Here is a 13560-nt window from a genome sequence, read left to right as displayed (position 1 = left end):
GGGTACTGCTTACAGGCCCTGCTTGAGGCTGGCCTCGATGAACGGGTCCAGGTCGCCGTCCAGCACCTTCTGGGTGTTGGACATTTCCACGTTGGTGCGCAGGTCCTTGATGCGGCTCTGGTCCAGCACGTAGGAGCGGATCTGGTGGCCCCAGCCCACGTCGGTCTTGCCGGCCTCGAGCTTGTCGGCTTCGGCCTGGCGCTTGCGCATCTCGTGCTCGTACAGGCGCGATTTCAGCATCGACATGGCTTCGGCGCGGTTGCGGTGCTGCGAGCGGTCGTTCTGGCACTGCACCACGATCCCGGTCGGGATGTGCGTGATCCGCACCGCCGAATCGGTCTTGTTGATGTGCTGGCCGCCCGCGCCCGAAGCGCGGTAGGTATCCACGCGCAGGTCCGCCGGGTTGACCTCGACCTCGAACGAATCGTCCACCTCGGGGTAGACGAACACCGACGAGAACGACGTATGGCGCCCGCCCGACGAATCGAACGGCGACTTGCGCACCAGGCGGTGCACGCCTGTTTCCGTACGCAGGTAGCCAAAGGCGTATTCGCCTTCGATCTTGATGGTCGCGCTCTTGATGCCGGCCACGTCGCCTTCGGACTCTTCCAGCACCTCGGCCTTGAAGCCCTTGCGCTCGCAGTACTTCAGGTACTGGCGCAGCAGCATCGAGGCCCAGTCGCACGCTTCGGTGCCGCCGGCGCCGGCCTGGATGTCGATAAAGGCGTTGGCCTGGTCCATCTCGCCCGAGAACATGCGGCGGAATTCCATGCCCGCGACGATCTCCTCGAAGCCCTTGACGTCGGCCTCGATCGCTTCAAGCGTGTCGTCGTCGCCTTCTTCCCTGGCCAGCTCAAACAGCTCGTCGGCGCCGCCAAGGTCGTCGGTGAGCTTGCCGAGCACGCTCACCACGCCCTCGATGGCCTTCTTTTCCTTGCCGAGGTCCTGGGCCCGCTTGGGGTTGTTCCAGACGTCGGGGTCTTCCAGCAAGCCGTTGACTTCGTCCAGCCTTCCTACTTTGACATCGTAGTCAAAGATACCCCCGTAGATCTTCCGTCCGGGAACGGAGATCGGAGATGGCACCGGAGATGGCGTTGAGGCGTTCTGCTTCCATGATGTTCCTGCGCGTCGAAAACCTCGAATTATAGCGGATCGGCGCGGCAGATCGGGGCTGCCGGGCCGCTTCGGACGCGCCGCAAACCGAACGGAACGGCGCCCGCGCGGTCTATCCGGCGGTGCCGGGCGACGCTCGCGGCGATAATACGGGTCGCAAGCCGCCCCCGGCAGGACAAAGAACAGGGACGAATGACGCAAACCAGACATGACATCGAACCAGGCCGGCGCCGCGCGCTGGGCCTGCTGCTGGCCGCCGCGGCCGCGGTCGCGGCCGGCTGCGGCACCACGGGCGGGCCCGTGCCGGACGGTTACTACCGCGTGGAACGCGGCGACACGCTGTATTCGATCGCGCGCAAGCATCGCCGCAGCGTGCGCGAGCTGACCCGCTGGAACAGCGACATCACCAGCCCGGGCCAGATCGAGGTGGGCCAGTTGGTCCGCGTGCGGCCGCCCGGCGGCAGCGCCGCGGCCTCAACCGGCACCGGCCAGGCCGTGACCGATACGCCGCGCGTCGACAGCGGCTCGTCCAGGCCGCCCGCCACCGGCATTCGCCTGCAGTGGCCGGCCGATGGCCGCGTCACCGGCGGCTATGCGCCGCCGGCCAGCAAGGGCCTGCGCATTGCCGTGCCGGCCAATGGCACGGTGCGCGCCGCCGCCGCGGGGCGCGCCATCCACGTGGGCAACCTGCGTGGCTACGGCATGCTGGTGATTGTCAAGCACAACGACGACTGGCTGACCGTCTATGGCAACCTCGACCAGCCCCTGGTCACCGAAGGCGCCTCGGTCGCGGCCGGACAGGAAGTGGGCCGCATGGGCGCCAGCGCGAGCGAGCTGCATTTCGAGGTGCGCGGCAACGGCAAGCCGGTCGACCCGATGGCCTACCTGCCGTCGCGCGGCTGAACGGGGGTAACGCCCCGCGGAGCACGCTACTGCGCGTGCTCGATCACCAGCTGCACGCGGGTGACGCCATTGAAGGTGTTGTTGTCGAGCCGATACGCCACCTGTGCGCTTGCGCCAAGCGAGTCGGCATGGTTGAACCAGATCGCGTCGAAGCGCTGGCTGCCGCGACCGAGCTGCAGCTTCAGGTGCTTGCCCTTGAGCACGCTCTGGCGCAGCACGTCGAACTCGCCGCAGAAGGTCGGCGCCGGGAAGCCCTGGCCCCACACCTGCTGCTCCAGCAGGGTGACGAATTCCGGGCTGAAGCACTGGTCCTCGATATCGCCGTCGGTCTCGATCACGCGCGCCAGCTGGTCGTCGGTCAGCCATTCGCGCCCGACCGCCTCGAAGGCTTCCTGGAACTCGGCAAAGCGCTCGGCACGCACGGTCAGCCCGGCCGCCATGGCGTGGCCGCCGAACTTCAGCAGCATGCCGGGATGGCGCTTGGACACCAGGTCCAGCGCATCGCGCAGGTGGAAGCCGGGGATCGAACGGCCCGAGCCCTTGACGGTGGTCTCGTCGCCGGGGGCGAAAGTGATGGTGGGGCGGTGGAACTTGTCCTTGAGCCGCGACGCCACGATGCCGATCACGCCCTGGTGCCAGGTGTCGTTGAACACGCTGACGGTGTAGCGCGCCGAAGGGTCCGGGCCGGCCAGCGGCTGCTCCAGGATCTGCAGCGCCTCCTGCTGCATGCCGGCCTCGATATCGCGCCGCTCGCGGTTCATGCTGTCCAGTTCCTGCGCGATCTCCCAGGCGCGGTTGGCGTCGTCGGTCAGCAGGCATTCAATGCCCAGAGACATGTCCGCCAGCCGCCCGGCCGCGTTCAGCCGCGGACCCAGCCCGAAGCCCAGGTCGAAGGTATTGGCGCGCGGCGCCTCGCGCCCGGCGGCACGGAACAGCGCCGCCACGCCCGGCTGCATCCGTCCGGCGCGCATGCGCCGCAGGCCCTGCGCCACCAGGATACGGTTGTTGGTGTCCAGCTTGACCACGTCGGCCACCGTGCCCAGCGCCACCAGGTCCAGCAGCGTCTGCAGCGGCGGCTGGGTGGCCTGCGTGTAGACCCCGCGCTGGCGCAGCTCGGCGCGCAGCGCCAGCAGCACGTAGAACATCACGCCCACGCCCGCCAGGTTCTTGCTGGGGAATTCGCAGCCGGGCTGGTTCGGGTTGACGATCACCGCGGCCTGCGGCAGTTCCGAGCCCGGCAGGTGGTGGTCGGTCACCACCACGTCGATCCCGAGCGCATTGGCCGCGGCCACGCCGTCGACGCTGGCAATGCCGTTGTCGACCGTGACGATCACGTCCGGCTGCTGCTTTGCCGCCAGCGCCACGATCTCCGGAGTCAGGCCGTAGCCGTACTCGAAGCGGTTCGGCACGATGTACTCGACCCGCGCGCCCAGCATGCGCAGCCCGCGCACGCCCACCGCGCAGGCGGTGGCGCCGTCGCAGTCATAGTCGGCCACGATCAGCAGGCGCTTGCCGGCGGCGATGGCGTCGGCCAGGTAGGCCGCGGCGTGGCCGATGCCCTTCATCGCCGCGGGCGGCACCAGTTCGGGCAGGTCGGTCGCCAGTTCGGTGGCGCGGGCGACGCCGCGCGCGGCCAGGATGCGGGCCAGCGTGGGATGCAGGCCGGCGGCGGCCAGCGAGCTGGCGTGTTCGGAGGAATATTGGCGGATGGCGATCCGGGTCATGGGCGGGGCGGCAGGTGATGTTTCGGGAGGAGGCGGCGCGTGTCAGGCGGCGAAGGCAAGGTCGGACAGCAGCGCGCGCCAGTCGCCGCGCTGGCCCATGCCACGCCAGAACTTGCGCAGGTCGGCGCGGCGCACGGTGAACTCGGCAAAGTGGTTCTCGCCACCCAGCACCAGCGTGATGGCGCCGATCTGGCCGGCCACGAGCGCTTCCAGCGCCGGCGCGAACCAGTCGGCATCCAGCGCATGCATGCGGTCCAGCCACAGGCCCCAGTCTTCGGCGATATGCGCTTCGGTGGCGCTGTCGAGCATGGCCAGCACCGTGCCCTCCGACCCGGCAGCACCCGCCAGGCTGGCCGGAACCGGCACCGCGCGGCTGCCCGCTGCCAGCGCCAGGCCGCTCAGGAAGGGATCGTTGCTCAGCACCGTGTCGGCCAGCCGCGGCACCGGCTGCAGCGCGCCGCCGCCATACAGCCAGACCGAGTTGACCGGCGCCTCGCCGGCGGCCTCGCGGGCCTGGTTGACGCGGTGGTCGTACCAGGTCATCTGGATCTCGTTCTGCAGGCGGCGCCAGTCGCGGGCGCGCTCGCCGGCCTGCATCCAGATATCGATATTGCGGCCCGCCGCGCGCAGCGGCGTGGTGGCCTCCAGCGGGCCGAACACGGCCTCGGGCAGATACCAGCGCTGGGGGCAGGGCGTTTCCAGCGCAATGCCGGATTCCTGCAGCAGTTCGTCGACGGCGGCGCGCAGGGCCGTGGCTTCTTGCTGCCGGATGCCCAACTGGGCGGGCGGCATCAGCACCAGGTGATCGCGCGCGGCGTGGATGTGCACCGGCTGCAGGCAGGTCCAGGACTGGCCGTCGGGGGCGGCCGGCACGGCGCCGCCACCGTCGGCCAGCCGCATATAGGGCGCCAGCGGCACCCGGGCCGTGTCCAACCCAGCCCTGCCGGCCAGCCAGCGCTCCTGCGGCAGGCTGCGCAGGAAGGGGTCGTCGTGCCACTCGCGCGGTCCGGGCGCGGCCCGGGTCAGCAACTTTCCGAGCGCTGGCAGCTCCAATTGCCGCAGCAGGGCGCCGGGAACGACATCGTCCCGGCCGTCGTCGCCGGCGCCCGGCGGGACGGAAAAGGGCACAATCAGGGTCAGGTGCGTCATCATGGTGGCGAGATTGTAAACTCCCGGCTGGCCGGCGCCAGTGTTGTCCCGTCCGGCGACAGGCAGGCGGCGCACCAGACGGCCCGCATGCGTGCCGCCGGCGCCCCTCCACCGGGCACCGGCGCTTTCCCGAAACAACAGGAATCCTCTTGAACTTTCCCTACGAATGGCAGATCGGCTGGCGATATACCCGCGCAAGCAAGCACGCCAGCCGCAACACCTTCATTTCCTTCATCTCGATGATCTCGATGCTGGGGATCGCCCTTGGCGTGGCTGCACTGATCGTGGTGCTGTCAGTGATGAACGGGTTCCAGAAGGAAGTGCGCGACCGCATGCTGTCGGTGCTGTCGCATATCGAGGTGATCGGGCCGTCGGCGCTGCCGGACTGGCAGAAGACCGCGGCAGAGGCCTTGCAGAACAAGGAAGTGGTCGGTGCCGCGCCCTACGTGGCGGCCCAGGCCATGCTGACCCGCGAGGACGCCGTGCGCGGCGTGCTGCTGCGCGGCGTGGAGCCGTCGCAGGAGCCCAAGGTCTCCGACATCGGCAGCCAGTTCCGGTCCGGCAGCATGACCGCGCTGGAGCCGGGCGGCTTCGGCATCGCCCTGGGCAACGAGCTGGCCAACGCCATGGGCGTGCAGGTCGGCGACAAGGTCACGCTGGTGGCGCCGCAGGGCACCATCACGCCGGCGGGCGTGCTGCCGCGGCTCAAGCAGTTCACCGTGGTGGGCGTGTTCTCGTCGGGGCACTTCGAGTTCGACAGCGCGCTCGCGCTGATCAACATGCATGACGCCGAGACCCTGTTCCGCCTGAGCGGACCCACCGGCGTGCGCCTGAAGCTGCAGGATATGCAACGCGCGCCGCAGGTGGCGCAGGAGCTGGCTGGCACCATGTCGGGCGAGCTCTACCTGCGCGACTGGTCCAAGCAGAACCGCAACTGGTTTGCCGCGGTGCAGACCGAGAAGCGCATGATGTTCATCATCCTGACGCTGATCATCGCGGTTGCCGCGTTCAACCTCGTCTCCACCCTGGTGATGACCGTCACCGACAAGCAGGCCGATATCGCCATCCTGCGCACCATGGGCGCGCAGCCGGGCTCGATCATGAAGATCTTCATCGTGCAGGGCGTGGCCATCGGCTTTATCGGCACGTTGCTGGGCGTGGTCGGCGGCACGCTGATCGCCACCAATATCGACGTGATCGTGCCCTTCATCGAGCGGCTGCTGCACGTGCAGTTCCTGCCGCGCGACATCTATTTCATCAGCGAACTGCCTTCGGATCCCCGCGTGAACGACATCGCCACCATCGGCATCATCTCTTTCGTGCTGGCCACGCTGGCCACGCTCTATCCCAGCTGGCGTGCCGCCCGCGTCAACCCGGCGGAGGCGCTGCGCTATGAGTGAAGCCGTGCTGCAAGCCGATACTTCCACGCCCGCCGCAGGGCACCCCAGCATCGGCTCGCCGGTGCTGGTGGCCGAAGGACTCACCAAGCGTTTCCGCCAGGGCGAACTCGACGTGGAGGTGCTGCGCGGCGTCGACGTGCGCGTCAATGCGGGCGAGAAGGTTGCCATCGTCGGCGCCTCGGGCTCGGGCAAGAGCACGCTGCTGCATGTGCTGGGCGGGCTCGACGAGCCCGACTCCGGCCGCGTCGCGCTGCTCGGCAAGCCCTTCACGGCGCTGCGCGAGCGCGAGCGCAACGTGGTGCGCAACCGCTCGCTGGGCTTTGTCTACCAGTTCCACCACCTGCTGCCGGAATTCACCGCGCTGGACAACGTGGCGATGCCGATGCGCATCCGCGGCCTGATCCAGCATGACGCGCGCGGCGTCGCCCAGGCCATGCTGGATCGGGTGGGGCTGGGCGGGCGCGCCAGGCACCGGCCGGGCGAACTGTCCGGCGGCGAGCGCCAGCGCGTGGCCGTCGCCCGCGCACTGGTGGGGCAGCCCGCCTGCGTGCTGGCCGACGAGCCCACCGGCAACCTCGACGACCACACCGCCGGCGGCGTCTACGACCTGATGCTGGAACTGTCGCGCACGCTCGGCACCAGCTTTGTCATCGTCACGCACGACCTGGACCTCGCCGGCCGCTGCGACCGCGTGCTGCGGCTGCGCGACGGGCACCTGCACCAGGAACGCTGAGCCGGCTGCGCCCATGTGGATCGACACCCATTGCCACCTCGACGCCAGCGAGTTCGACGCTGACCGCGAGCAGGTCGCCGACGCGGCCGAGGCCGCCGGCGTGCGCGGCATCGTGGTGCCGGCGGTGGCAGTGTGGAACTTCGAGGCCGTGCGCGCGCTGGCGCGGCAGAACGCGCGCTGCGTCTACGCGCTGGGCATCCATCCGCTGTGCTCGCCGGGCGCCGGCCAGCCCGACCTCGACACGCTGCGGCGCGAGGTGGCGGCCAGCATGGGCGATCCGCGCTTTGTCGGCATCGGCGAGATCGGGCTGGACTTTTTCGTCGCGGGGCTGGATGCGGATCACCAGACCTGGCTCTACGCCGAGCAACTGAAGATCGCGCGCGAATTCGACCTGCCGGTGCTGCTGCATGTGCGCAAGTCGCAGGACCAGGTCGGCGCGCAACTGCGCAAGCTGGGCGTGAAGCGCGGCATTGCCCACGCCTTCAATGGCAGCAACGAGCAGGCGCGGCGCTTTGTCGAGCAGGGCCTGAAGCTCGGCTTCGGCGGCAACGTCACCTTCAGCCGTGCGCGGCAGATCCGCCGGCTGGCGACGGAACTGCCACTGGAAGCGCTGGTGCTGGAAACCGACGCGCCAGATATTGCGCCGGCGTGGCTGTCGGACGACCAGTTCGGGGAACAGCACAAGGCGCGCAACACGCCGGCGGAGGTGGCGGGCGTGGCGCGTGTGATGGGCGAATTGCGCGGCATCGACGCGATGACGCTCGCGCAGGCGACATGGCGCAACGCCGTGGAGGCGATGCCGCGCCTGGCTGCGTTTGCAGACACCATGGCGCCCCGGGTTCCCACCGGACACACAACTTCCAATCCTTCTTGACAGGCTGACAAGCTTGCCGCGCGTTGGCGCGGGTACAACTCCGGCTATGCAAGATCAGTCGGGGGAGGTGCCGTGCGTCGGTTCGTGTTGACATTCGTGGCGGGGAGCTGGATGCTGCAGCAGCAGTCAACGCTGCCGCCGCAGGATGACGTGCGCCTGGGCGTAGTCGTACTGGCGTTGGTCGTGCTCGGCATGGCCTTGTGGGGCAGACGCCTGCATGTCGTGCTGCATGGCCTTTTGCTTGCCGGGGTGGCATTCGGCGCTGCCTTCTGCTGGGCTGCCTGGCGGGCCGATCTGCGCATGCGCGACTGGCTGCCAACGACGCTGGAGGCACGCGACCTTGACGTTCGTGGCGTGGTATCAGGGCTGCCGGCCGATGCTGCCGCCGGGACGCGTTTTGCCTTTACCGTGGAGCAGGGCGAAGCGGGCCAGCCTCTGCCTCGCCGCGTGATCCTCAACTGGCGTGGTGCGCCCCCCGACCTGCGTCCGGGGCAGCGCCTCGCGCTGACAGTTCGCCTGCGGCGTCCGCGCGGGCTCGCCAATCCATTCGGTTTCGATTACGCCTACTGGCTGCTGGCGCAAGGCTATGGCGCCACCGGCTATGTGCGCAGCGCACAGGGTTCGCCGCAGGATGCGTCGGGGGAGCGGCTGGCGTGGCGTATCGAGGCCCGACGGGCCGCCGTGCGCGAGCATCTGCGCGCGGCCCTGCCGAAGGATGCGCGCTTTGGCGCGGTGCTGATCGCGCTGGTGATTGGCGACCAGCGCGGCATCGAGGCGGACGACTGGAAGCTGTTCCGGCGCACCGGCGTGAGCCATCTGGTCGCCATTTCCGGGCTGCATATCACCATGATCGCCGGCATGGCGGGGTCGCTTGCCGGGCTGCTGTGGCGGCATTCGCTCGGGCTCGGCCGCTGGCTGCGCCGGCCCTTGCCGCTGTGGCTGCCGGCCCGGCAGGCTGCGCTGGTGGTGGCGGTGGCCAGTGCGCTGGCGTACGGCCTGCTGGCTGGCATGCAGATCCCGGCGCTGCGCACCGTGGCCATGCTCTGCGTGGCGGCCGTTGCGGTGTGGGGAGCGCGCGCGCCGCCCCTCTCGGTGGTGCTGGCGTGGGCGGCGCTGGTGGCATTGCTGCTGGATCCGTGGGCGGTGATGCTGCCTGGCTTCTGGCTGTCGTTCGGCGCGGTGGCGGTGATCTTCTTCGCCGCCCGGCCGGGTCGGGATGCAGCGAAGGCAGGGCGCTGGCAACGCCTGCGCGCCACGCTCGCCACCGGGGCGCGCACGCAGTGGGCCGTGACCATCGGGCTGGTGCCGCTGACGTTGCTGCTGTTCGGGCAGGTATCGGTGGTGTCGCCGTTGGCCAATGCAGTGGCGATTCCAGTGGTCAGCCTGCTGGTGACGCCGCTGGCGCTGCTCGGCGCTGCCTTGCCGGCGACGCTTGCCGTGTCGGTACTGGCCATGGCGCACCTGGCGATGGCGGCGCTGGCTGCGGTGCTGGACTGGCTTGCGGTGCTGCCGTGGGCGATGTGGGAAGCGGCCGGTGCGGGGCCGTTGGCGCTAGTGCTGGCTGCGCTCGGGGTCGGGCTGCTGGTCGCGCCTGTGGCCACGGCGCGCGTGCGGCTGCGCGGCGGGCTGCTGATGCTGCCGATGCTGCTGGCGCGCGGGCCGCCGGTAGCGCATGGCCAGTTCCGCGCGGTGATGTTCGACGTGGGGCAGGGCACGGCGGTGCTGGTGCGCACGCGTTCGCATGCGTTGCTGTATGACGCCGGGCCAGCCTATGGGTCGGGGTCCAGCGCCGGTGCGCAGGTGGTGGTGCCGTGGCTGCGTGGCGAGGGGATCGGCCGGCTCGACCACCTGATGGTCAGCCATGAAGACACCGACCATGCCGGCGGCGTGGCAGACGTCGAGGCGGCGCTGGCCGTGGCCGCGCGCAGCACCGGTGCGCCCGTCGGCCACACCTTGCTTGGGCCGGCGGCAGACAACTGGTCGCCGTGCGCGACGGGGCAGCAATGGGAGTGGGAAGGCGTGCGCTTTAGCGTGCTGCATCCGCTGGCCGGGGACGCGCAGCAGTCCGCCGTGGCCAGCAATGCGCGCAGTTGCGTGCTGCGCGTGGACACGGCGGCGCACAGCCTGCTGCTGACCGGCGATATCGGCGTGGCACAGGAGCGCGCGTTGATCGACCGGCTGCCAGCCGGGGCGTTGCGTGCCGACGTGCTGGTGGTGGCCCACCATGGCAGCGGCACCTCGTCGGGCGCGGCCTGGGTGGAAGCGGTGGGTCCGTCGGCGGCGGTGTTCCAGCTGGGCCATGCCAACCGCTATCGGCATCCGGGTGCCGAGGTGTGGGAGAGGTACGGCCGCGCCGGCGTCCTGCGCTACCGGACCGATGAAACCGGCGCGGTGACCATGGCCACTGCGCCATCGGGGTACGCGCTGTCGATGTTCCGGCAGGCGCAGCCGCGCTAATGGCGGGCGCGGCCGCCGGCGCCACGCTAGGCTGCCAAGATTAGCTGCCCTTGCGGCGGCGCGTGCGCGTGGCTGCCGGCGCGGGGGTGGCCGGCTCCGGCGCTGCCGCCGTCGTGGCGCGGCTTCTTGCCGGCGCCGGTTCCGCACCGGCGATGCGCCGTTCGCGCAGATGCGCCTTGGCGCGCTGCAGGCGGGGGGCGACGGTGTCCGCGCGCGCCAGCGCCACGCCGGCAGCCAGCACGTCGCCCAGCACCAGGTGGCTGATGCGCGAGGTCATCGGCGTGTAGACCTCGCTGTCTTCCTCGACGTCGGAGAACACGCAGACATCGGCCAGCCGCGCCAGCGGCGAGCCGCTGTGGGTGATCGCCAGCACGCTGGCGCCGCTGCTGCGCGCCAGCGTGGCGGCGGTCAGCATGTCCCAGGTGCGGCCGCTGTTGGAGACCAGCACGGCCACGTCGCCACGGGCCAGCAGCGCGGCGGACATGCTGAACACATGGGGGTCGGAATACGCGACCGTCGGCATGCCCAGGCGGAAGAACTTGTGCTGGATATCCAGCGCGACGATGCCCGAGTTGCCGCAGCCGTAGAACTCGATGCGCCGCGCGCCGGCGAGCAGCTGGATGCCATGCTCGATCTGGTCGGCCGACAGGGCATTGCGCACGCTCATCAGCGTGGCGATGGTGCGGTCGAAAACCTTGCCGGCGATGTCCGCGGGTCGGTCGTCGGCCGCGACGTCCTGGTGCACGAAGGGCGTGCCGCCGCCGACGTTCTGCGCGAATTGCAGCTTGAATTCGCGGAAGCCGTCGTAGCCCAGCGCCGCGCAGAAGCGTGCGATGGTGGGCTGCGACACGCCGGCACGCTCGGCCAGCTCGGGCATGGACAGCCGGATCACGGCGGCGCCATGCCGGGCGACGTAGTCGGCCAGGCGGCGTTCAGAAGGGCGGAGCGTGTCGTAGACGGCTAGGATTCGGTCGCGCATGGCGGCAGGGCTGGGGAGTCGGGGTTGCGGGTATGTAGAGATTCTACATCTGATGGCGTCGCATCTTGCCCGAAATGGTGCATGGCCCGCCCTCGGGGTTTGCCCTGATTTCGGGAATTTCTGCGCGATTGTGATGCATGAGCGGGTCGACGGCGCGTTTGTGCTCGGTATAATGGCGTCGATATGTAGAAAATCTACATGCGATGGCGCGGATTATCGCGCCGCCACCCAGCCCACAAGGAACGTCTCCGCCATGCCTTCTGCTGTCCATGCCGAGCTTCTTGCCGTTACCGACCGCATCGTTGCGCGCAGCCGCGCCAGCCGTGCCGCCTACCTTGCCCGCTGCGAGCGCGCGCAGGCCGAACTGGGGCCGCTGCGCGGCATGTCCTGCGCCAACCTGGCGCACGGCTTTGCCGCATTGCCGGCCAACGACAAGCTGAAGCTGCGCGTCGACCATGCCCCCAATCTCGGCATCGTCACCGCGTACAACGACATGCTGTCGGCGCACCAGCCGTACGAGCGCTACCCCGCCGTGATCCGCGAGGCCGCGCGCGCGGTGGGCGCGGTGGCGCAGGTGGCGGGCGGCGTGCCGGCGATGTGCGACGGCATCACGCAGGGCAACCCTGGCATGGAGCTGTCGCTGTTCTCGCGCGACGCGATTGCCATGGGCACCGCGGTGGCGCTGTCGCACAACACCTTCGATGCGGCACTGATGCTGGGCGTGTGCGACAAGATCGTGCCCGGGCTGCTGATGGGCGCGCTGCAGTTCGGTCACCTGCCCATGGTGTTCGTGCCGGCGGGCCCGATGGCCAGCGGCCTGCCCAACAAGGAAAAGGCGCGCGTGCGCCAGCTCTACGCCACCGGCCAGGTCGGGCGCGAGGCGCTGCTCGAGGCCGAATGCCAGGCCTATCACGGCGCCGGCACCTGCACCTTCTACGGCACAGCCAACAGCAACCAGTTCCTGATGGAAATCATGGGCCTGCACCTGCCGGGCGCGGCCTTCGTGCACCCGGACAGCGGCCTGCGCGACGCGCTTACGGCCGCGGCGGCACAGCGCGCGATCGCCCTGCGCGCGCGCGGCGACGAATACCTGCCGCTGGCGCGCATCGTCGACGAACGCGCCATTGCCAACGCCATGGTCGGCCTGCTGGCCACCGGCGGCTCCACCAACCACACCATCCATCTGGTGGCGATGGCGCGCGCCGCGGGCATCGTGATCGACTGGAACGATTTCGACCTGCTGTCGCGCGTCACACCGCTGCTGGCGCGTGTCTACCCGAACGGCTCGGCCGACGTGAACCATTTCCATGCCGCGGGCGGCGCCGGTTTCGTCATCCGCGAGCTGCTGCAGGCCGGGCTGCTCCACGAGGACGTGCAGACCGTGGCCGGCCCCGGGCTGGCCCGCTATGCGCAGGAGCCGGTGATGACCGACGGCGTGCTGCGCTGGCGCGACGGCGCGGCGCAGAGTGGCGACGCGCAGGTGCTGGCGACGGCCGCGGCGCCTTTCTCCGCCGAAGGCGGGCTGCGGCTGATGCAGGGCAACCTGGGCCGCGGCGTGATCAAGGTCTCGGCGGTGGCGCCGGAGCACCGCGTGGTGGAAGCGCCGGCGCGCGTGTTCGATTCGCAGGAGGCGCTGCAGGCGGCCTTCGAGGCGGGCGAACTGACCGGCGACGTGATCGCGGTGGTGCGTTTCCAGGGGCCGAACGCCAATGGCATGCCCGAACTGCACCGCCTGACGCCGGTGCTGGGCGCGCTGCAGGACGCCGGCCACAAGGTCGCGCTGGTGACCGACGGCCGCATGTCGGGCGCGTCGGGCAAGGTGCCGGCGGTGATCCACGTCGGCCCCGAGGCGCTGGCCGGCGGCGCGCTGGCGCGCGTGCGCGACGGCGACCGCATCCGGGTCGATGCCGTCGCCGGCACGCTGCAATGGCTGGGCGACGAAGCCGGGTTTGCCGCGCGCGAGCTGGCCCCGGCACCGGCCGACGACTTCGCGCAATTCAGCCTCGGGCGCGGCCTGTTCGGCCTGTTCCGGCGCCATGCGCGCATCGCGGAAGAGGGCGGCAGCGCACTCGACCTGTCCGAGGCGGATGCCGAAGCCGGCGCAGGCGGGCGCGAACGTACCGCGGCGGCGTAATCCGTCGCACAATAGCCAGGCCAGAGGCCGATTTTTCCCCTGAAGTTCCCTGCGGGGCGGCAGCGCCCCGGGACGCCTTTGCGCCGCCGCAAGG

Annotated in this window: 10 protein-coding genes; 6 read left to right on the top strand and 4 right to left on the bottom strand. The window is 70.1% G+C overall.

Annotated features, from left to right (window positions below; genetic code table 11):
- Positions 1-9: 9 nt before the first annotated feature.
- Positions 10-1114 (bottom strand): peptide chain release factor 2 gene (prfB, locus tag DN412_RS11300; RefSeq protein WP_106062022.1). Its coding sequence is split into 2 segments (ribosomal slippage): positions 10-1032 and positions 1034-1114, totalling 1104 coding nucleotides; the frame shifts between segments, so codons are not numbered across the junction.
- Between the two features lie 191 nt (positions 1115-1305).
- On the opposite strand from prfB, the gene DN412_RS11295 reads away from it, so the two are divergent.
- On the top strand, positions 1306-2016 hold the full coding sequence (locus DN412_RS11295) for a peptidoglycan DD-metalloendopeptidase family protein (protein ID WP_115015100.1): 711 nt from the start codon (positions 1306-1308) through the stop codon (positions 2014-2016).
- Between the two features lie 26 nt (positions 2017-2042).
- Here the strand turns inward: DN412_RS11295 and recJ are convergent, their stop codons facing one another.
- Together recJ and DN412_RS11285 are read right to left on the bottom strand one after the other, a co-directional pair.
- Positions 2043-3740, bottom strand: coding sequence for a single-stranded-DNA-specific exonuclease RecJ (recJ, locus tag DN412_RS11290; RefSeq protein WP_115015097.1), 1698 nt, complete (start codon positions 3738-3740; stop codon positions 2043-2045).
- Positions 3741-3782: 42 nt separating this feature from the next.
- A complete protein-coding gene (locus DN412_RS11285; RefSeq protein ID WP_115015094.1) occupies positions 3783-4892 on the bottom strand; it encodes a hypothetical protein in 1110 nt (369 codons plus the stop codon).
- A 146-nt stretch (positions 4893-5038) separates the two neighbouring features.
- On the opposite strand from DN412_RS11285, the gene DN412_RS11280 reads away from it, so the two are divergent.
- The 4 genes from DN412_RS11280 (at position 5039) to DN412_RS11265 (ending at position 10353) form a co-directional block, all read left to right on the top strand.
- Positions 5039-6289: a lipoprotein-releasing ABC transporter permease subunit gene (locus tag DN412_RS11280; RefSeq protein WP_115015091.1), complete on the top strand. Its 1251-nt coding sequence runs from the start codon at positions 5039-5041 to the stop codon at positions 6287-6289.
- Entirely contained in the window at positions 6282-7022 is a 741-nt protein-coding gene (locus DN412_RS11275; RefSeq protein ID WP_115015088.1) for an ABC transporter ATP-binding protein, read from the top strand. Before DN412_RS11280 ends, DN412_RS11275 begins: the two co-directional genes overlap by 8 nt.
- Before the next feature lie 13 nt (positions 7023-7035).
- Positions 7036-7896, top strand: a complete 861-nt coding sequence (locus tag DN412_RS11270; protein ID WP_115015085.1) for a TatD family hydrolase — start codon at positions 7036-7038, stop codon at positions 7894-7896.
- 111 nt (positions 7897-8007) lie between these two features.
- A complete protein-coding gene (locus tag DN412_RS11265; protein ID WP_244222629.1) occupies positions 8008-10353 on the top strand; it encodes a DNA internalization-related competence protein ComEC/Rec2 in 2346 nt (781 codons plus the stop codon).
- A gap of 40 nt (positions 10354-10393) precedes the next feature.
- Here the strand turns inward: DN412_RS11265 and DN412_RS11260 are convergent, their stop codons facing one another.
- Positions 10394-11332: a MurR/RpiR family transcriptional regulator gene (locus DN412_RS11260; RefSeq protein ID WP_078195830.1), complete on the bottom strand. Its 939-nt coding sequence runs from the start codon at positions 11330-11332 to the stop codon at positions 10394-10396.
- 253 nt (positions 11333-11585) lie between these two features.
- Between DN412_RS11260 and edd the strand changes: the two genes are divergently transcribed.
- Positions 11586-13466 (top strand): phosphogluconate dehydratase, encoded by a 1881-nt coding sequence (gene edd, locus DN412_RS11255; protein WP_115015079.1) that lies wholly within the window; start codon positions 11586-11588, stop codon positions 13464-13466.
- The last annotated feature ends 94 nt before the right edge of the window (positions 13467-13560 follow it).

The organism is Cupriavidus lacunae (assembly GCF_003353055.1).
Taxonomy (GTDB): Bacteria; Pseudomonadota; Gammaproteobacteria; order Burkholderiales; family Burkholderiaceae; genus Cupriavidus; species Cupriavidus lacunae.
The sequence above is the reverse complement of the archived record's forward strand: the minus strand, read 5'-3'. Positions and strand labels throughout refer to the sequence as shown.